The organism is Allocoprobacillus halotolerans, assembly GCF_024399475.1.
In the GTDB taxonomy this organism is placed as follows: Bacteria; Bacillota_I; Bacilli_A; order Erysipelotrichales; family Coprobacillaceae; genus Allocoprobacillus; species Allocoprobacillus halotolerans.
Window position 1 is genome coordinate 2,739,950 of sequence record NZ_CP101620.1, and the last position, 18,538, is coordinate 2,758,487.

An 18,538-nucleotide genomic window follows, 5' to 3' on the forward strand; every position below is an offset into this window, starting at 1 on the left:
TTTATTTTCCTCCTTTCATTTGTGAACATAAAACCATTTGTCCTAGTAGGATATACTCTAATACATTATCAATTTTAATTATTTCTGGAATAAATGTACAAGGTATACTTTTTTCAATTTCTTTTTTTAATTCATCTTCGTGAGTAATTAAATCACTAAATAATATAATTGCTTGAGGATCAATAATACACATTGCAGATAAAATAGTTTTAGAAACTAACTCAAGCGTCCCCTCAGGAGTACGAACAAGTTCTGATCTATCTTTTGATAAATCTAATGGTAAATATATGACTTCACCAGCAAAGTGATGACTGCCATCTAAAATCTTTCCATTAACAATAATTCCAGCCCCAGCTCCTATAGAAAGTGGTTGAAATAAAAACATAAATGTTTGATATTGTTTTTGTGATACATAATATCCTAAAGAGGCAGCATTCACATCGTTGGTAATGATAACTTTTTGTGTATATCTACTTGTAAATGCCATTTCTATATCATTATCTTTCACATCTTTAATGTACGAAGATGAAAGTAGACCATTATGAATAATTCCAGGAATTGACATACCAATCATAGATATATTAGGATAATGCAATATAATAGTATCTAAAACATCATATATATCTTGAATAGATATGTTATACTTAATGATTTCATTTTCTGTAAGAACTTGTCCTTTTTGATATAAGCGATAAGTAAGGTGGATACGTTCTTTATTTTTAAAGATAGTTAAACAAATGATTTGCCTTTGATCATTAATATCTAAGTTTATTGGTAATTCATTAGATTGAATATTTTCTGATTTTTTTTATTTTCATTTGCTTTAGTTATCAAGGAAATGATTTTTCCAACATCATACTTTGCGAAAATTTGTGGAGGTATATTTAAAACAATTTGATTTTTTAGAATATCATGAACTTTTGCATGTAAATATGAAATTTGAGGAGCTAGTAAAACGATATCATAGTTGGTTCCTATTTGATATAAATTGTTATGTCCTATTGCATCGACTTTTAAATCCAATCCTAATAACCGAATAACCTCATTAATTCTTTGGGCAAAGAATCCTGTTGTCAATCCACCTGAACAGCTCAATAAAACTTTAGTAACAGGTTTACTTGATAGACTGATAATACTTTCTATCATCTCGTTAAATAATTCTAGTGCATGTTTTATAGTTTTCATTTGAAAATGAAGATAGAAATTGACTTCTTTGGTTATTTTATTAGTTACCTTTAATTCAATGATATTTAGTGGATTAAAGGTAACTTCTTCTATACCATATTCCGTTTCTATATAGATAATATTCTTATCCTTTTCACTTAAATATATTTGAAATCTCTTGTTTTCTTGAATACATATCCATTTAAAAAAGAACAATGTATTTATATCTTGTAAGAATTCGTCCATATTTTTATCTCACTATTGTTTTATTTCCCTTATAATGCGAGCAGGGACACCTGCAACTAATGAATTAGATTTTATATTTTTGGTCACAACAGTATTTGCCGCTATAACACATCCATCTCCCACGATTACTCCTGGCATAATAGAAACATTTGCTCCAATCCAAACATTATTTCCTATTGTAATAGGTAATGCTTTTTCTAAACCTTTATTTCTGTTCTTATAATCCAATGGATGATTCGCTGTATAAAAGCCACATGACGGTCCTATAAAAACATTATCTCCTATTGTTATATCTGCTCCATCCATAAAATAATTATTGATATTGATGAATACATTCTTTCCAATATGAATATGAACTCCATAATCACAAGTAAAAGGGCTAAGTAATACTAAATCTTGTGGATAACATCCTAGAAGCTGACAAATTAACTTTTTTCTTTCATTTTCGTTACTTGGTTTTAATTGATTAAGTTCAAAACATAAATCTTGTGCTTTTATCCTTGTATCTAGTAACTCACTATCATTGTTAGCATCATACCATTGACCCATTTTCATTTTTTCTTTTTCACTCAGCATCTTCTTTCAATCCTTCCTTTAACCACTTCATAGGAATATCCGCACTTGGATAACCTGCAATTAAAATGGCTTGAGCATGAACACCATAATCACCAGTTTGAACAACTGCTTTACATCTATCTCTCATCTGATAATATTCAGGAATATAGTGCATAATGTGAATGTTTTGACTATCAAAAGCCTTTTTAACAATTTGAAAATCTTCATGGTTCAATTCTTTCATATCTTCAGTTACGATAGCACCTTCAAAATCACCACAATTGATTAAAGTAGTAAAAACATCTCTAAAACTAGGAGAACCAGTAACAACTCCTAAATCCAAATATTCTACATTTGTATCCAAAGGATACATTGCCTTAGCTGATGTACCACTTCCTGCATCTGCAATAAATATCATTTCACCATGTCTAAGGCTTGCAACAATAGCTGCTAATCTCTCATTTAAAATACGACTTTTCATTTTATCCTCCTATTTTTGATTAATGATTTGAATGGCTTTATCTAAAACTTTTTCACCATTCATCAAACCATAATCACGCATATCAATAATCTCAATTGGTGTATTTGTAGAACATTTTTTTAATTGGTTCAAGCAATGTCTAACTTGTGGTCCAAGCATAACAACATCCCATTCATTTATTTCTACTTCCGCCTTTGTTAATGGTACTGCTAATATTGTAGCATCAATACCTTTTGCTTTAGCAGCCTTTTCCATCCTAGACACTAGCATACTAGTTGACATACCTGCATTACATACTAATAAAATTTTCATCCTTTTTTCCTCCTCGACTTTAGTATTAATTAATGATAGAAGCTTTTCTTCATCACAAATGTATTATATCAATATTTATTAATTTAAAAATATAATAGGAAATGTTGAAAAATAATTCTCTAATAATTTATATTTCAACTGTATTTTAGATAATTCTTTATCTTATATTAAGTATGAAACTATTGCGTTGTTTATATAGTTAATATCATATATTCGCTCATGTAATTCAAAGGACACAATAGTTTAATTCTACTATATAATTTTAGTACTCCATAAAAAGAAAAAACGTATTTCAATATGATTATAAATGTAAAACACAAAATAGTTAAAAAGATATTTACAAATTTTTTTATATCAATAAATGAACTGATACCCTTCAAGCTATTACATCTAGTTTTTATCATATAATGGATTAGAAAGTTAAAGTAACCTGACAGGTGGAATATGGTATATTCCCAACCTAGAAGGAAGGTTGCTTTAAGTTTTATTATACGAAATCGTTTCCGTATGATAAAACGAAGTTTCTAATCCATTACACGAAATCGGAACGATTTCGTATAATAAGATTAAATATCCACTTCATCTAAAAATAATGGTTTATTATTTTAATAGAAAAGATTTTATTTTAGAGTATTTAACTACTTATAATTGTACCGATAATAAATCAACTAATACTTGCTTAATATCATTTTGTATACTGATTGTTCTCTTTTTTATTTGATCAGGATAATATATTTCACTATAATTGATACAAGCATAGACCGTATTTTTATTTTTTGAAGTCATATTCCAAAACGGGTATTTAATAATAGCAGGTGTGTTATTTCCAACTCCTAACTCTAGAAATAATATATGATCATTATCATGGTTTCTTAAAAATTCATTATATCTTTCTGAGGCATTATACCATCCCTCATCTTGCACAAATGTTCCATCAACACGTAAATTAACTGTCATTGGAGCTCCACAATGTGGACAATACGGAATTAATTCTAATGGTATTTTCATATCTTTTTGTGTTTCTATCATTGCCTTAATTTGTTCTTCGTTATCATATGTTTTTTGATGACATGCTTTAGAACATTGAAACAATCCGTAATCTCCTTGTGTATAAAATAATCGTTTCTTATCAAAACCAGCCTTTTGAAAACAATGGTCAACATTGGTTGTTAAAACAAAATAATCTTTATCTTTCACTAAAGACAACAAATCATCATAAACTCGATTAGGAATTGCTTGATAGCGATTAAGATAAATATGTCTGCTCCAATATCCCCAATATTCTTTCAGCGTTTCAAAAGGATAAAAGCCTGCCGAATACATATCCTGCAAACCGTATTTTTCTGCAAAATCCGAAAAATTATCATAAAAGCGTTTGCCACCATATTCTAGCCCTGCTGATGTAGACAATCCTGCCCCTGCACCAATGATAATAGCATCGGCATTTTCGATTTGTTCTTTTAACTCTTTTAGACTATCCCAATAATCGTTGGTAGATTTGATAATCTTCTTCTTTAAAAACATTAAAAATCACCTCTATTTCCGAATGTGTTTCTTGTAGGTATTCCGTTACTGTCTGAACCGCAATTTTCCCTGCTATATCATTTGGAAAATGAAATTCGCCCGTTGATATACAGCAGAAAGCCACTGATTTCAAATGGTATGCGTCTGCCAATTCCAAACAAGAACGGTAACAGGAAGCAAGTAACGAACAATCTTTCTTACGCAATGCTCCATGAATAATCGGTCCGACTGTGTGAAGTACATACTTTGCAGGCAGATTATATCCTTTTGTAATTTTTGCTTTTCCCGTTGGTTCAGGACTATTTTGCTGTTCCATGATTTTTTGACATTCTAAGCGAAGCTGTATGCCAGCATAAGAATGAATTGCATTATCTATACAACCATGGCAGGGGATAAAGCACCCTAATAAAGCATTATTTCCAGCATTGACGATTGCGTCTGCCTGCAATTTCGTTATATCGCCTTTCCATAAATATAATTGAGGTTTTAGTGGTGTTAAATCTTGGATAGAAATTATTTGTTGTCTTTTCAATTCTTCTTGCAAATATTCATCTTGAATTTTCAAAAACTCCCTTGAGATAGGCAAGGGTTCTCGAACATTCATAAGAGAACGCAATATCCTTTTCTTTTCATCTGTTGACTTTGGGATAGCAATTTCATAATATTGTTTATCTTCATTTATCAGATATTGAATGAGATAATCTAATCGTTTATTTTGTTCCATAATGCTACCTCTTTTCGATTGCACGGACAGGGCATACTTCATAGCAGTTCCCACAATGCAGACAATTTTTTTGAATAATTTGAACAGGTGTTGTTGAGTAGTCGATACACTTTTGAGGACATTTAGAATAACAAAGTTTACAGTTGATACATTGTTCATTGACAAAATATCCATGTATAGTTTCTTCATAACTTCCTATTTGAAAAGAAAATCTTTCAATCGGCTTCTTTGATAAATCAAACCATTCGCCCGTACCCTCATATATCTGAAAAACAGTTAAAGCATTTCTTGACTCAACAGTAGGATAAATTGCTAACATATAGGGATTTTTTCAAAAAGAGAAGTCAATCTGTCTGAGCCGATTTCTTTTACCTTTCCCTGCATAGAAACTGCAATGCTTGAAAGGGTATCTTGTCCTTTCATTCCCGTAAAAGCAATGTGAGAATTGTTTTTCAAGCGGTCATAAAAACTTTTTCCTTTTGCCGTCAAAAAGTACAATCCGTTTTCGTCATAGTCCATCATATCAATCGCACAGGTTATGGGATTGCTATCTTTGTCTACTGTCGCAAATACAGTAGAATGAATTTCATTTACAATATACGCTAAACATTCGTTACTTGTCATGTCCATACCTCCCTAGTAAGAAAGCCCAACTTTTCACGTCAGGCTTTCTGTCTTTAACTTATAAAGTGTATTCTTTTGGTGGATTGCCAGAAAAATCAGCAATCACAGCTTGTGCGTTTTCAAGATAGAATACTTCAAAGATAGGATTATCTGCTGTATTATACTGTCCTTTCACGATAGGATTGTTCATACAAAGTTCTTTCACTTCCATATCATTTTCAAAAACAGCTTTTCCGTTTAAGCGAATCCATGCGTAACTAGGACTGGAAACAGATACCTCTACATTCGGATTTTCCTGCATATCCTTATAGACATCTTTTGTATGGTTTGTGCAAAACCATAATTTTCCGTCTTTTTCAAAGCAGAACATAAATGGTCTGCACTTTGCTTTCCCGTCACGCCCGATTGTTGCCAAATACTGTACAGGGTTTTCTTGTAAAAATTTTACTACATCATTCATTTTGTATCTCCTCGTCTTTTTGCTTATTCAGAAACGACACTAATTCTCTGCTGAATATGATTTCCTTTTGTTGCTTCATCAATCATAGCAATCGCATAATCGGCATAGCTGATTACACTTTCACCTTTAGAATTTAGTGTCAATTCTTCACCGCCTAGAATATATTGTCCTGTTCTTTCCCCGTCAGCACGGAAGTCGCCTGCTGGACTGATATATGTCCACTTGACATCATTTCTGTTGCGAAGTTCTTTCAATGCTTTTGCCATTGCTGAAGCAAGAGGTTTAAATACCTCTGGAAAATCCGCACCGTCTGAAACACAAAGCGTATGTTCTTTGTTTACATATAAACTTCCAGCACCACCTACGACTAAAAGACGTTTTGCTGTATTGCTTACTAAATCACATAAGGCGTTTAATGAAGTGCTGTGAAGCGAAGTGTTTCTTCTGTCCATGCTCCAAAAGCGTCAATCACAACATCGAAGTCCTGCAAATCTTCTTTTGTCAAATCGAATAAGTCTTTCTCGATATAATGAGGTGCGTTGCTTTCGTTTTTCCCTTTGGCGATAGCGGTAACGTCAATCCCTCTTTCTACAGCTTCCTTTACAATCAATTTTCCTGCTTTTCCGTTTGCACATACTACTGCAATTTTCATTTTAAATTTCCTCCTGTTATTTTGTTTTTTTGATGTAACTACCTTTGTTACAACTAAAGTATACAACTTCCGGGTTGTAATGTCAATAGTTACAACGAAAATAATTTGATTTTTTCAAAAAGAAAACACGCCTTTGAAAACAGCGTGTTTCTATCGTTCTATTCATTCTCTTTCCCAATATAATATTGTGTATCTTTTATTACATCTGCTAATGTGATCTTTTGTAGTTCATCTTCAAGGGCTTTTTGTACTTGAGCTAATTTGTTGTCTAATACATTATGAATATTTCTTCCAACAGGGCATTTATGATTTGGATTTTCATGGAAGTGAAAAAGCTCACCATTATCAATACATTCCACTGCAAAATAAATATCACGGAAACTAATTTCTTCTAATGGCTTTGTGATAGAAGTACCGCCACTTCCACGTTGTACATCTACAAGCCCAGCAGTTTTTAACTGTGATAAAATTTTTCTTATAATAACAGGATTGACATTTACACTAGAAGCTAAAAAGTCACTTGTAATCTTAGACTCATCTTTGAAAATATCAATACAGGCAAATATATGAACAGCAATCGTAAATCGACTTGAAATCTGCATTATTATTCCTCGCTTTCTAATCTGTTTATAGAGTATATTATACTTATTCTTATTGTAATGTCAATGATTACAACATTGTTTTCTTGCTTATCTTTATCAAAAAACTTTTCAGATTGTGTCCTTTAAGAAAATTTCTTACTTATTTTAGTTAATCAAATACCCATTTTATGATTGACTATTTAACACAGTTAAAATAATAATGGTTTGATAACTTATAAATTTATCTTTATAAGCTTTTTTATTATTTAAGAAAATCTAAAAACTAATCAAATTTTAAAATAAAAACCCTACTCCTATTTTTTCATTAAAAAAATAAGTAGCAAAGAAAATGGGAGGTATTTTCTTGCTACTTATTTAATATTTCCTAGTTTCTAAATTTCTTTATTTCTCATTTTTACAAAAGGCAAATAAATAAGTGTAGAAACTATAATACAAATAATTTGTGTTAAAACTGTTCCAATATGTCCACCAGTTGCTAAGAATCCACTAACTATAGGTGGCAAGCACCATGGAATCATAATATATGCTTTAGCTGCAAATCCAATTAACGTTGCAAAATATCCAATAGAGGCACAAATCATAGGAGCTAAAATAAATGGAATTGCTAAAGTAGGATTAAGTACAATTGGTAATCCAAAAATTAGTGGTTCGTTAACTCCAAACAATCCAGGAGCAAAAGATAGTTTTGCAATTGATCTATCATCAGTTCTTTTACTAGCGATAAGAATTGCAAGTAATAAACCAATAGTACATCCAAATCCACCCATAGTTACATACATTGTCCAAAATGGTTTTGTAACAATTTCAGTAGGTGCTTGATTTGCTAAAACTAAATCTGCATTTGTTTGTAAAGCAGTAATAACAATTGGATTGATAACTCCATTTACAATTGATGCACCATGTAAACCACATACCCAGAAAATAGCACCAATCATTGCACATAAAACTATACCTATAGGATTTTGAAATGCTGCTGTTACTGGCATAGCCAATAATTTATAAATTGCTTCAGATAAATACATACCTGTTAATTGATTAAATGTAAATGAAACAATTGATACACCAAATAAGATAATAATAGTTGGAATCAATGCACTAAATGATTTAGAAACATTTGGCGGTACTGAATCAGGCATTTTAATTTTTAATTTATCAAATTTAGATAATTTACAATATAATTCAATACATATCATGCCAATAATCATAGCAACAAATAATCCTTTAGAATTAGTTACATCAACACCTATTCCACTCATCACAACACTTTCTTTTCCAATCATTCCTGTAATAGTTGTTGGAGCAGCACAAACAAATGCACAAACTGAAACCAATCCTTCAAAGTTTCCTTCTAAACCATTATGTTTTGCTAAATTACACCCAATATAATATGCAATCAAAATAGATAAAATATTCATTGTCGCATAATTAACTGTATCAAATAATGGAGCATATTGTGCTAACCATTCAAACCCGCTAAATTGAGCTATTCCATTTGTTGGCGAACAAACAACGCTACTAAATAATGTTCCAATTGATCCTACAATAATCAATGGAATAACTGACAAGAAAGAATCCTTGATAGTAATCAAATATTTATTACCATTTAATTTTGCAGCAAGAATTCCCATTTTCTCTGAAATTTTATCAAACATATTTTTCACCCTCCGTTTCTAATTTTTCACCATTTGATTGAATAACTTGCTTATACCAATCAAATGATTTTTTCTTTTTCTTTCCAAAGTTCCATTTCCTTTATCATCCATATCAACATAAATAAAACCATATCTTTTTTCATCTCACCAGTACCTGATGAAACAATATCAATACATCCCCAAGTTGTATAACCAATTAAGTCGACACCATCTTTTACAATCGCTTTTTTCATTTCTTTTATATGCTCTCTTAAATAATCGATACGATAGTCATCTTGAATTGAGCCATCTTCTTCAATATGATCTTCTGCACCTAAACCATTTTCAACAACCCATAATGGTTTTTGATAACGATCATATAATTCATTTAATACATATCTTAATCCAATTGGATCTATTGGCCATCCCCAATCCGAATGAGGTAAATAAGGGTTTTGTTCGCCCATTTGACCACCTGTATCTGTTTTATGGGGCATGCCATCTCTATAAACTGTAGTTCGATAGTAAGAAAAAGATAAAAAATCGGATGTATAACTTGCAATAATATCATCATCACCATCTTCTTTTTGAACAACAGCATTTAATTGTTCAAACATTGATTCAGTATAAGAAGGATAATATCCTCTCATCATTACATCGCTAAAAAACAAAGCTCGTCTCCTAAATTCTAAAGCTCCCATGACATCTTCAGGCTTACATGTAGCTGGATAAAGACCACTTAATGCCAACATACATCCAATTTGTGCATCTGGTATAATTTGATGTCCTAATTTTGTAGCTAGTGCATTAGCTATAAAAAGATGATGCATCGCTTGATATCTTGTTGTTGCATCAATTTGTTTGCAACCTAGTCTTGCATACCCTCGTAAAACATTTATTTCATTAATTGGTATCCAATACTTTACCAAATCTTTATATCTTTCGAAAATCACTTTACAATATCTTAAATAACAATTAATAGTTTCTCGCCCAGCCCAGCCATTGTAATGATCAGCTAAATAGGCAGGATTTTCAAAATGGAAAATAGTAACTAAAGGTTCTATATCATATTTTTTCAATTCTTTAAAAACGCTGTCATAAAATTTTAATCCTTCTTCATTTACTTCTTCACCCTGAATGCCACCTTTTGGAAAAATTCTTGTCCAAGAAATAGACATTCTGAAACATTTAAATCCCATTTCAGCCATCAATGCAATGTCTTCTTTATAATGATGATAAAAATCTGTTGCTTTGTGACTAGGATAATAAATATCTTTCATAATATAACCAACTGCGTCACTCGGCATTTCATTTTCACGATCCAATAACTCTGTTGTACCATTTAAATGTTTACAAGAAATTTTTCTTGGATTGCGATGACTCCCTTCAGTTACAAAATCATTTGTTGATAAACCTCTACCTCCTTTATCATACCCTCCTTCATACTGTGTAGCAGCTGTTGCTCCACCCCATAAAAAATCTTTTGGAAAACCTTTTCGCACATTCTTCACCTCTCTTTTTTCTTTTGTGAATGATCTTATGATTTCAATCTACGAGTTTAGTTTAACTAATAAAATAAATTAAATCTCGTAATTTCTATATATTTGAACAAAGTTCGAAATTATCGAACTTTAGAAATAAAAAAAGATTTAAACTCTTATACAAGCTTAAACCATTATTATTTATTTAATCACCTGATTTTGAATAGTGAATATGTAAAATTTTCCATTCGTTATTTTCTTTTATTATCATCTGTGTTTCTATCCCTTTAATACCATATTCTTCCAAAGTTTCACTTTTAATACATTCCGTATGGTATTGAAAGACAATAATAGCTAATTCATTATTTACAATATTTATTTTAATATCCTCTAAAATTAAATCAATTTTATTATAAATTCTATGAATAGTATCTTGTAGGAAATCTTTAAAAATAGATTCAATCCCTTCAAAATATTTATCTATAGATATAAGTGAGCAATGTTGAATTTGTGACCATACAGAATAAAAGTTTTCTTTATTACCTGTGCTAATACTATCTTTGTATCTTTGAATTAATTCCTCAATTTGTTCAATATCATTCATTTTTGGTCTCTCCTTTTTTTATTTTATAGTACAATTATAAAGTTTTACATTTTGTCTTTAAATCAAGTATATCAATATTATTAAAATAATCAACTCCATAGTATCGATAGCCTAATATAGATATTTTTATTCTTTATATAAAATTCCTATAAGAAATAGATATAAAACTTCATCTTATAGGAATTAATTGTAATTTTCTATTTATATAACGCTTCAAAAACTTTAAGAAGTTTTTCATCTCTTTGTTGTACAACTTCTAAATCTTTTCCATCTTGATAATCATAAAAACCTTTTTTAGCTTTTACACCGTATTCTTCTTTATCAAAATGTTCTTTTAAGCTTCTTGGTATTTCATGACTATCACATAAATCTTGCATCAAATAATCACTAATATGATAAAAAGTATCTAATCCTCCAAGATCTGCAACTTCCAAAGGACCTAAACAAGCATATCTAAAGCCAAGACCATATTTCATCACATCATCTATACCTTCTTTAGATATAACACCTTGTTCTACTAGGAATAATGCTTCTCTTAAAACAGCAAACTGTATACGATTAGCAGCAAAACCTAAAACATCTTTTTGAACAATAACTGGTTTTTTATGAATATCTAAACTTAATTGATAGATTGTTTGGGCGACATCGTCTCTCGTATTATCACCCTTTATGATTTCAATTAATAAAATCAAATGACAAGGATTAAACCAATGCATCCCAATAAATCTTTCTGGTTTATTCACTGAACTAGCAAGTTCATTAATAGAAATACCTGATGTATTTGTAGCAAGTATACAATTCTCAGAGACAATTTGAGATATGTCTTTATAAAATGATTTTTTTATATCTACATTTTCTATAATGTTTTCAACAACCAAGTCACAATCTTTAAAACAATCTTTACTTGTGGTATATGATAAATAACTCATTATCTCTTGACCTTGTTGACTTGTGATTTCTTTTTCATCTATTAATATATCTATATTTTCACTGATACGTTTTTTAGCATTTTCTATAGCTTTATCACTCAAATCATAAATCATGACTTGATAATGAAATTGAGCAAAGATTTGTGCCATAGAATATCCCATAGTTCCTGCCCCAGCAATAACTATCTTATTTATATTCATACTTAAATCTCCATTTCTAATAATGCACTGCCTAAAGTTTTTCCATGCATATCAATAGCAAGAGATCTTGTGACTCGCCACCCAATGCATCTTCCATAACAAAATTCAAAGCTGCAATACTGTCAATTTCATATCTTGTGATTGTTCCATGAACAATGTCTTTAAAGTATTCTTTTAATTTTGTTGATGTGACATTTTCTTTAATATATTCATAATCTTTTTCATCATAAGCAATAACAGATATAACAGATATATTCCCTTTATCTCCTGTTCTTGAATGAGCAATTTCTTTTAGCTTCATGTTTACACCTCCAAATATCCTACTGTAATATGAAAATCTTCTACTGGCACTAAAATAGAAGCAATGCTGATAATATCTTTAATATTCTTAACTGCTCCTCCTCCACCAGATGGTCCATTAGTATATAATGCTTCGACTTCATTTCCTACCAATTCTGCTTGTTTGATATCTTTGACTCTTGCAGCAACTCTTAATCTAACTTCTGTTGGTGTATACTCATTAATACAGCTAGAAATACTATCTTTATATAGAGAATTCATTCCTATAAAATCAAATCTTACTTCTTCATATTTTAACCCAATCATTTCAAAACGATGTTCTAAAACTTCTTTAGCTAATTTTGCTTTAGCAAGTGCATTTAATCCACCATAACTGATTTGGCCTTCTCCAATATAGCAATCATGATATCCGACACTTGTTTTATAATATCCATTTGCTTTATGTCCAGTTGCATGACTAATTTGAACAACATCTTTTTCTAATTGATGTACCTGTACTTTAGAAAAATCGCAATAACATCTGGAGTAAAATATTCCTTAGGATTTTGAATTTCATATAAAGTTTGTTCTTTTACAGTTTCAGTAGTAACGATCCCCCTGTATTTGGTAATTTTGTTACAATAGCATCGCCACTTTCTTCAACTTCAATAATTGGGAAACCAAGATTCCAAAGTTCTGGAACATCTTTATATCCAGGATCAGCAAAATATCCACCTGTTACTTGTCCTGCGCACTCTAATAAATGTCCAATCCAAGTTCCTTTGCCAAGTTTTTCATAATCATCCATTGCCCAATTAAATTCATAGACAAGTGGTCCTAATGCAAGTGAAGGATCAGCCACACGACCTGTAATGATGATATCTGCACCATTATTCAATGCTTCAACAATTCCTTGAATACCAATATAACCATTAGCTGACAATATCTCTCCATCAATATCATTTAAAGTTTTTCCTGTTTCGATAACTTGATAATCAAGATATTTATTGAGTTTATCACCAATATCATCACCTTCAACATAAGCAATTTTAAGATGGCTCAAACCTTTTTCTTGAGCCATGGCTTGACATTTATATGCAGCTGCTTTTGGATTAGCTGCTCCCATATTTGTCACAACCTTAACTGAATGTTGTTTTAAAGCATCTAAGATTTTATCAAAACGATACTCAAATAAATCATTATATCCTAACTGAGAATCTTTTTGTTTTGCTTTTTGTGCTAAAGAAATTGTTCTTTCAGCTAAACATTCAAAAATAATATAATCAAGATTTCCTCTTTCTATTAAATCAATAGCTGGTTCAATTCTATCTCCAGCATATCCTGCTCCTGATCCAATTCTTATTTTTTTCATTTTTCTCCTCCTTGTATAAAAGTAAAACGTTCTACGTAAATAAGTATAACGTTTTATCATTAAAATTCAAGTCTTTTTTCAAAAAAAGTAAAACGTTCTACTTATTCGTTGAAAATTATAATTTTTTTTGTTATTATTAGTACAAGCAAGGAGTGACAATAATGGCAACTATTAAAGATGTAGCAAAATATGCGGGGGTCTCTATAAGTACAGTATCTATTATTTTAAACGGAAAAGCACAAGATAGAAAAATATCCTTAGATACTCAAGAAAAAGTGGCAAATGCTATAAAATCATTAAATTATCAACCAAATTTATCAGCAAAAAAATTACGTTCTTCGTCCGAAAGAAAAACAATTGCACTTTTTTGGACAACAGATTTTCGTGAAGTTATGTTAGCTCGTTTTTTAAATGGGCTACACAAACAAATAAATAAATTAGGATTAAATTTCGACATTGTAATTTATACATATCAAAACGATGAACTGTACAAAGAAACCGAATTACAAGGTTCATCATCTTTTCATGGTGCAATCATTGCTAATGCAAGCACCAAAGATCTTCAATTTTTAAAATCATTTATTCCACTCATTCCAATTGTTTTATACAATCGTGAAGCTGATAATTATAGTAGTGTTATTGTTAATGATAAAAAAATTGGAGAAATTGCTGCTAATCTTTGTTTACAATTCCAACAAATAGCACTAGTCAAAGCCCCATATGTTTTTAATGGAATGAAAATTAGAGATAATGCATTTATAGCTCACGTTTCATCAAATATTAAAATTTATAACGTTAATGACCAAAATATTGCAGACGGTTTCCAAATTGCAAAAGATATCGATTTTAAAAATATTGATGTTCTTTTTGTTCCAAGTAACAACATTGCTTATGGAATTATGCATTATTGTTACCTTAATAACATATCAATTCCTGATGATCTATCTCTTATTTGTGTTGGTAATGGTCTTCCTGAATATGACAACTACAGCAATCCTGCTTTAACAGTAATTGAAGTTCCTATGGAAAATATGGCAGCTCTTTGTCTTGAAATACTAACTCAACTATTTTATAACTCTAATGTTGTGAAAAAAGTGATTGAACCAAATTTAATCATAAGAAACTCTTTTAAAATGCTCATGGAGGACTAATACTAATGGGAAAAATACGTGCAAGTTTAGCTGCAGTTATAGATAGCGAAGAAGTCAATTCTACATATTATAGAATTGCTAAATATCTATTAAAAAACAATTATATCGTCAATCATGTTTCAATTGATGATGTTGCTAATAATTGCTATTGTGCAAAATCTACTGTAAGTCGTTTCGCACGACAAATTGGTTATGATAATTACTATGAATTGAATCAAGATTTATATGTTTCTACAACAAAAAGCCAAGATAAATATGACCGATATTTATTAGAAGATTTTAAAGATACAAAAGATTTATTTTTTAATGATTTGATAAACAGTATTATTAAATCAAAAGATTCTGTAACAGAATCTTCTGTCAACAAACTTGTTTTACTTATTAATAAATATGAAGAAATTGGAATATTTGGTAATTTACAATCTCAAACAATTGCTCAAAAATTTCAAAATGATATGGGTTTATCAAGAAAAATAATGACCTCATCTTTATTACCAGAACATCAAAAGACATATATAAAAGAAGCTGATAATAATACTCTTGTAATAATCATATCTTTTTCTGGTGACTATTTCAGACATTTTATTCATCATAATTTTTCAATAAAGCAACGTCCTTATTTTGTTTTAATTACTTGTAATGAAAAAATGAAGGATGCTAAATATTATGATGATGTCATTTTTTTAGCATGTAATGATAACTATGCCGCTAGAGCACATATTATAAGTTTTTATTTGAATTTAGTTGCAATTGAATACGCAAAAAAATTAAAATCAGCCATAAAATAATCTTATTACGGAATTTGCCATTATATATATTATAATATCCCATATCCAAAAATATGATTATTTTTTTGTTTATATTTTTTACTTCTACATTCATCATTACTATTACCTTCGATTGTATAAATATAATTATTATCAATTTTTTCTATTATACCTACATGATCAGGATCATTGTCATTGTTCCAATCAAAAAAGATTAAATCTCCTGATTTAGGTATATAATTTTTATCCTGCCATCTACCATTATCTTTGTACCATTTAATCCCATCTTCAACTCTTGAAAATTTAGGCACTGTGATATTCAGCTGGCCACTTTCATTTGCACACCACGATACAAAGCATGCACACCATTCAACATGGCTGTCAAATCCATACCATGACCAGTATGGTCTGCCTCCAATATTCCCAACCTGTGATTTTGCTACGGCAACAATATCACCATTTCCTAGATGATAATACTGAAGTACGTGTGCTACATAATTAGGATCACCATATACTTCTGTCTGTAATTCTGCTTTCTTTTGGTCTGAATAGACTTTGGCATTTGCTTTCGTATAGCCATCAAAATGTTCAATAGCCCATGTAATGTATCCTTTTCCAAAGTTATATCCCTGCAATGCAAGAGATATATTTTTTGTATCAGAAATACTATTGACTTTTGCTAAAGTAAGGCAATCTGAAAAATAATGAACTCCACAATCAATGGAATATTCAGCTTCTGTAATTCCATTAGGCTCTTTTGGATATTTCTTATTATATTCACACTCACTTGACTGCATTGGGTCATTACCTTTACCACCACTTTCCTGCATCATCACTGCCTGTAACAATGGTACATAATCCTCAATGTTATACTGTTTTGCATATTTCCTGATTGTTTCTTCATAAGCTATAACTTCTTCATTTAAAGGCATCAATGACGTATTAGTGCTTGAATCATCACCTAATACTGCAAAGATACCAATGAATAAAACAATCACAATAATAATCAGCATACCTGTTCCTAAACTGATTAGCTTGTGAAGTCCACCAACTGTTTTTTTTACAATACTACCTGCACTCTTTACTGCTTTAGCTGAATGTTTTACTTTACTCTTTATCGTAGATGAAGATGAACTTTTACCTTGAAATGACTGTTTATATTTTTTCAAATAAGAAGATTTCATCATTGACTGATGATTCCTACTAACAATCGAAGATAGATAATTTATATTTTTTGTTTTTCTTGATAATTTTATCTTTGAAAGAGGTTTACCTTTTATATTATCAAGGTTATTATTACCTGTTGCTTGTAGTTTTGGGTTAAATTCACTAATATGATCTACCTTGTTTTGTTGTCTTTGCTTGACTTTTGAACGATACAGTTTCTTGCCTCTATATACAGTTTGACTGGCTGTTATCTTTTCACTTTTGATAACATTATTTACTGCCTTTTGATGAGGTGTTTGATTATCTTGTAATTGTTCATTATCATCTTGCACAAATCTTTTATCCTTGAAAGAAATCTGCTTTTTATAATGTCTTAGATTTTGATGCCTATCCATCTTGTTAATACTCTGTACTTTTTCTTTATCCTTAATTTTGACTGACATTAACGTATCACCTGCTTTTCCTTAAGTTTTGTCTGATTAGGATATCTTAATTTCACTGATTCAATAAAATAAAAACCATATTCACTTGAAAACAAGTCATATGGTGTTGATTCCTGATAATCTTTTTTATATACATATCCATTATATAAATTATAAGCTAATAGTGTACATTGCATAGAACCAGTTGTTTGCCATGGTTGATTAATGCCACTCAATTTTATTCGATAATTTTGAAAATCATATAGGTCATGAATATGACTGCGGCAGTCCTTATCTATGCCTAATATATAAAATAATGCCTGATGATAAGTATCTTTAATTCCAACACTTTTTATTGTCTGCTGATAAAATTTTTGATGTTCTTGATTGATATACTTCATTTGTGGTCACCCTTTCTTTATAATCGCACATTTGTAAAAAAATATTTTAATATTAAAATGAACAACAAGGAGGCAAGACTATGAAAACTTTAAAAGATATTATTGATGAATTTATATGTGAATCAGACTATGAATGCAACATAACAAAGTATCCATACTATAAAAGTGTTATGAAAAAACAAAGTAAGGCTCAAAAAGATTTATTGAATGCTATACAAAATGGAGAAAGCAATGAAGTTATTGAAGATATGATTGAAAAAGTTAATAACTCATTTTTAGCTGCTAATGAAATGTATCGCTATTACGATGTAAAAACTGCACTTGAAGCAGGTATTATTATCGGTATTGATGCTGCAAAAAATAAAAACAATGATCTAATCACCAAAATTGAAAAACTGCTGGAAGAGTAATTTTTTCATTAATCAAATAAAAGCATTTCTATTTAAATGAACTATCTTGGATAAGATCACTTGGTTATAGAAATGCTTTTTTATTTTATCTAGATTTTGTTATTTTCTTATTTATAGGCATATGTGTATCTTTTACGCTATTTTCTAAATATCTGATTTGACCTTTAACTGAAGGCTTTTCAAAATCTTCTAGTTTGTGTAGCATATTTGTCGTTTGAATTATCATTCTTTCAAGAGAGTGATATATAAAACGCGTACTTTTTTGAATCAGATTTAATTTACTGTAATCAGCTATCTTGATATGTGTTGGTTTTCTAAATAAAATATGCCCTACACTTTTCAAATGAGACTTTGCTTGTCGAACTTCTGATGTCAGCAT

Annotated in this window: 23 protein-coding genes and 2 pseudogenes; 3 read left to right on the forward strand and 22 right to left on the reverse strand. The window is 30.1% G+C overall.

The features are described 5' to 3' along the window. Position 1: 1 nt before the first annotated feature. The 19 genes and pseudogenes from NMU03_RS16255 to NMU03_RS16360 form a co-directional block, all read right to left on the reverse strand. A complete protein-coding gene (locus NMU03_RS16255; RefSeq protein WP_290139917.1) occupies positions 2–595 on the reverse strand; it encodes an ROK family protein in 594 nt (197 codons plus the stop codon). A 173-nt stretch (positions 596–768) separates the two neighbouring features. Next, a complete protein-coding gene (locus tag NMU03_RS16260; RefSeq protein ID WP_290139918.1) occupies positions 769–1,410 on the reverse strand; it encodes a PTS sugar transporter subunit IIB in 642 nt (213 codons plus the stop codon). Between the two features lie 12 nt (positions 1,411–1,422). Continuing rightward, positions 1,423–1,986 (reverse strand): sugar O-acetyltransferase, encoded by a 564-nt coding sequence (locus NMU03_RS16265; RefSeq protein WP_290139919.1) that lies wholly within the window; start codon positions 1,984–1,986, stop codon positions 1,423–1,425. Then, positions 1,976–2,446, reverse strand: coding sequence for an RbsD/FucU domain-containing protein (locus tag NMU03_RS16270; protein WP_290139920.1), 471 nt, complete (start codon positions 2,444–2,446; stop codon positions 1,976–1,978). Before NMU03_RS16270 ends, NMU03_RS16265 begins: the two co-directional genes overlap by 11 nt. A gap of 9 nt (positions 2,447–2,455) precedes the next feature. After that, complete coding sequence (locus NMU03_RS16275; RefSeq protein WP_290139922.1) at positions 2,456–2,758, reverse strand: PTS sugar transporter subunit IIB; 303 nt, start codon at positions 2,756–2,758, stop codon at positions 2,456–2,458. Positions 2,759–3,400: 642 nt separating this feature from the next. Next, entirely contained in the window at positions 3,401–4,282 is an 882-nt protein-coding gene (locus NMU03_RS16280; protein ID WP_290139924.1) for an SIR2 family NAD-dependent protein deacylase, read from the reverse strand. After that, the gene (locus tag NMU03_RS16285; protein WP_290139925.1) at positions 4,233–5,006 is read right to left on the reverse strand and encodes a protein-ADP-ribose hydrolase; all 774 of its coding nucleotides are present in this window, start codon (positions 5,004–5,006) and stop codon (positions 4,233–4,235) included. Before NMU03_RS16285 ends, NMU03_RS16280 begins: the two co-directional genes overlap by 50 nt. Before the next feature lie 4 nt (positions 5,007–5,010). Then, on the reverse strand, positions 5,011–5,325 hold the full coding sequence (locus tag NMU03_RS16290) for a 4Fe-4S binding protein (protein WP_290139926.1): 315 nt from the start codon (positions 5,323–5,325) through the stop codon (positions 5,011–5,013). Then, entirely contained in the window at positions 5,319–5,636 is a 318-nt protein-coding gene (locus NMU03_RS16295) for a pyridoxamine 5'-phosphate oxidase family protein (protein ID WP_290139928.1), read from the reverse strand. Before NMU03_RS16295 ends, NMU03_RS16290 begins: the two co-directional genes overlap by 7 nt. A gap of 52 nt (positions 5,637–5,688) precedes the next feature. Further along, positions 5,689–6,090, reverse strand: coding sequence for a pyridoxamine 5'-phosphate oxidase family protein (locus NMU03_RS16300; protein WP_290139930.1), 402 nt, complete (start codon positions 6,088–6,090; stop codon positions 5,689–5,691). Between the two features lie 23 nt (positions 6,091–6,113). Beyond that, positions 6,114–6,542 carry an NAD(P)-dependent oxidoreductase gene (locus NMU03_RS16305; RefSeq protein ID WP_290139932.1) on the reverse strand — a complete coding sequence of 143 codons (429 nt, stop codon included), beginning with the start codon at positions 6,540–6,542 and terminating at the stop codon, positions 6,114–6,116. Next, positions 6,503–6,742 carry a Rossmann-fold NAD(P)-binding domain-containing protein gene (locus NMU03_RS16310; protein WP_290139933.1) on the reverse strand — a complete coding sequence of 80 codons (240 nt, stop codon included), beginning with the start codon at positions 6,740–6,742 and terminating at the stop codon, positions 6,503–6,505. The genes NMU03_RS16305 and NMU03_RS16310 overlap by 40 nt, the downstream gene beginning before the upstream one ends. Positions 6,743–6,900: 158 nt before the next feature. Further along, on the reverse strand, positions 6,901–7,344 hold the full coding sequence (locus NMU03_RS16315) for an Rrf2 family transcriptional regulator (protein ID WP_290139934.1): 444 nt from the start codon (positions 7,342–7,344) through the stop codon (positions 6,901–6,903). Positions 7,345–7,715: 371 nt separating this feature from the next. After that, on the reverse strand, positions 7,716–8,996 hold the full coding sequence (locus tag NMU03_RS16320) for a PTS sugar transporter subunit IIC (RefSeq protein ID WP_290139936.1): 1,281 nt from the start codon (positions 8,994–8,996) through the stop codon (positions 7,716–7,718). Further along, positions 8,989–10,477 (reverse strand): annotated as a pseudogene (locus NMU03_RS16325) (glycoside hydrolase family 1 protein). The gene NMU03_RS16320 and the pseudogene NMU03_RS16325 overlap by 8 nt, the downstream one beginning before the upstream one ends. Positions 10,478–10,661: 184 nt before the next feature. Beyond that, positions 10,662–11,060, reverse strand: a complete 399-nt coding sequence (locus tag NMU03_RS16330; RefSeq protein WP_290139937.1) for a nuclear transport factor 2 family protein — start codon at positions 11,058–11,060, stop codon at positions 10,662–10,664. A 197-nt stretch (positions 11,061–11,257) separates the two neighbouring features. After that, on the reverse strand, positions 11,258–12,190 hold the full coding sequence (locus NMU03_RS16335) for a 3-hydroxyacyl-CoA dehydrogenase family protein (protein WP_290139939.1): 933 nt from the start codon (positions 12,188–12,190) through the stop codon (positions 11,258–11,260). A 31-nt stretch (positions 12,191–12,221) separates the two neighbouring features. Then, the gene (locus NMU03_RS16340; RefSeq protein ID WP_290139941.1) at positions 12,222–12,491 is read right to left on the reverse strand and encodes an AtuA-related protein; all 270 of its coding nucleotides are present in this window, start codon (positions 12,489–12,491) and stop codon (positions 12,222–12,224) included. Between the two features lie 2 nt (positions 12,492–12,493). Next, positions 12,494–13,901, reverse strand: a pseudogene (locus NMU03_RS16360) (acyclic terpene utilization AtuA family protein). Between the two features lie 101 nt (positions 13,902–14,002). Here NMU03_RS16360 and NMU03_RS16365 point away from each other — a divergent pair. Next, positions 14,003–14,992, forward strand: a complete 990-nt coding sequence (locus NMU03_RS16365; protein WP_290139945.1) for a LacI family DNA-binding transcriptional regulator — start codon at positions 14,003–14,005, stop codon at positions 14,990–14,992. Positions 14,993–14,997: 5 nt separating this feature from the next. Next, entirely contained in the window at positions 14,998–15,780 is a 783-nt protein-coding gene (locus NMU03_RS16370) for a MurR/RpiR family transcriptional regulator (RefSeq protein ID WP_290139946.1), read from the forward strand. Positions 15,781–15,809: 29 nt separating this feature from the next. Here NMU03_RS16370 and NMU03_RS16375 read toward each other — a convergent pair whose 3' ends face one another. Together NMU03_RS16375 and NMU03_RS16380 are read right to left on the reverse strand one after the other, a co-directional pair. Then, positions 15,810–17,369, reverse strand: coding sequence for a lysozyme family protein (locus NMU03_RS16375; protein WP_290139948.1), 1,560 nt, complete (start codon positions 17,367–17,369; stop codon positions 15,810–15,812). Beyond that, on the reverse strand, positions 17,369–17,749 hold the full coding sequence (locus tag NMU03_RS16380) for a DUF6075 family protein (protein ID WP_290139949.1): 381 nt from the start codon (positions 17,747–17,749) through the stop codon (positions 17,369–17,371). The genes NMU03_RS16375 and NMU03_RS16380 overlap by 1 nt, the downstream gene beginning before the upstream one ends. A gap of 80 nt (positions 17,750–17,829) precedes the next feature. Here NMU03_RS16380 and NMU03_RS16385 point away from each other — a divergent pair, with 80 nt between their 5' ends. Next, positions 17,830–18,159, forward strand: coding sequence for a hypothetical protein (locus NMU03_RS16385; RefSeq protein ID WP_290139950.1), 330 nt, complete (start codon positions 17,830–17,832; stop codon positions 18,157–18,159). An 85-nt stretch (positions 18,160–18,244) separates the two neighbouring features. On the opposite strand, the gene NMU03_RS16390 is transcribed toward NMU03_RS16385, so the two are convergent. After that, complete coding sequence (locus NMU03_RS16390) at positions 18,245–18,538, reverse strand: hypothetical protein (RefSeq protein WP_290139951.1); 294 nt, start codon at positions 18,536–18,538, stop codon at positions 18,245–18,247.

Coding starts and splice junctions, on each gene's coding strand:
- NMU03_RS16340 (WP_290139941.1), bottom strand. CDS start 12,491: ATGAAGCTAAAAGAAATTGCTCATTCAAGAACAGGAGATAAAGGGAAT.
- NMU03_RS16380 (WP_290139949.1), bottom strand. CDS start 17,749: ATGAAGTATATCAATCAAGAACATCAAAAATTTTATCAGCAGACAATA.
- NMU03_RS16270 (WP_290139920.1), bottom strand. CDS start 2,446: ATGAAAAGTCGTATTTTAAATGAGAGATTAGCAGCTATTGTTGCAAGC.
- NMU03_RS16315 (WP_290139934.1), bottom strand. CDS start 7,344: ATGCAGATTTCAAGTCGATTTACGATTGCTGTTCATATATTTGCCTGT.
- NMU03_RS16385 (WP_290139950.1), top strand. CDS start 17,830: ATGAAAACTTTAAAAGATATTATTGATGAATTTATATGTGAATCAGAC.
- NMU03_RS16285 (WP_290139925.1), bottom strand. CDS start 5,006: ATGGAACAAAATAAACGATTAGATTATCTCATTCAATATCTGATAAAT.
- NMU03_RS16260 (WP_290139918.1), bottom strand. CDS start 1,410: ATGGACGAATTCTTACAAGATATAAATACATTGTTCTTTTTTAAATGG.
- NMU03_RS16305 (WP_290139932.1), bottom strand. CDS start 6,542: ATGGACAGAAGAAACACTTCGCTTCACAGCACTTCATTAAACGCCTTA.
- NMU03_RS16280 (WP_290139924.1), bottom strand. CDS start 4,282: ATGTTTTTAAAGAAGAAGATTATCAAATCTACCAACGATTATTGGGAT.
- NMU03_RS16300 (WP_290139930.1), bottom strand. CDS start 6,090: ATGAATGATGTAGTAAAATTTTTACAAGAAAACCCTGTACAGTATTTG.
- NMU03_RS16365 (WP_290139945.1), top strand. CDS start 14,003: ATGGCAACTATTAAAGATGTAGCAAAATATGCGGGGGTCTCTATAAGT.
- NMU03_RS16370 (WP_290139946.1), top strand. CDS start 14,998: ATGGGAAAAATACGTGCAAGTTTAGCTGCAGTTATAGATAGCGAAGAA.
- NMU03_RS16290 (WP_290139926.1), bottom strand. CDS start 5,325: ATGTTAGCAATTTATCCTACTGTTGAGTCAAGAAATGCTTTAACTGTT.
- NMU03_RS16275 (WP_290139922.1), bottom strand. CDS start 2,758: ATGAAAATTTTATTAGTATGTAATGCAGGTATGTCAACTAGTATGCTA.
- NMU03_RS16390 (WP_290139951.1), bottom strand. CDS start 18,538: ATGCTGACATCAGAAGTTCGACAAGCAAAGTCTCATTTGAAAAGTGTA.
- NMU03_RS16375 (WP_290139948.1), bottom strand. CDS start 17,369: ATGTCAGTCAAAATTAAGGATAAAGAAAAAGTACAGAGTATTAACAAG.
- NMU03_RS16335 (WP_290139939.1), bottom strand. CDS start 12,190: ATGAATATAAATAAGATAGTTATTGCTGGGGCAGGAACTATGGGATAT.
- NMU03_RS16320 (WP_290139936.1), bottom strand. CDS start 8,996: ATGTTTGATAAAATTTCAGAGAAAATGGGAATTCTTGCTGCAAAATTA.
- NMU03_RS16295 (WP_290139928.1), bottom strand. CDS start 5,636: ATGGACATGACAAGTAACGAATGTTTAGCGTATATTGTAAATGAAATT.
- NMU03_RS16330 (WP_290139937.1), bottom strand. CDS start 11,060: ATGAATGATATTGAACAAATTGAGGAATTAATTCAAAGATACAAAGAT.
- NMU03_RS16310 (WP_290139933.1), bottom strand. CDS start 6,742: ATGAAAATTGCAGTAGTATGTGCAAACGGAAAAGCAGGAAAATTGATT.
- NMU03_RS16265 (WP_290139919.1), bottom strand. CDS start 1,986: ATGCTGAGTGAAAAAGAAAAAATGAAAATGGGTCAATGGTATGATGCT.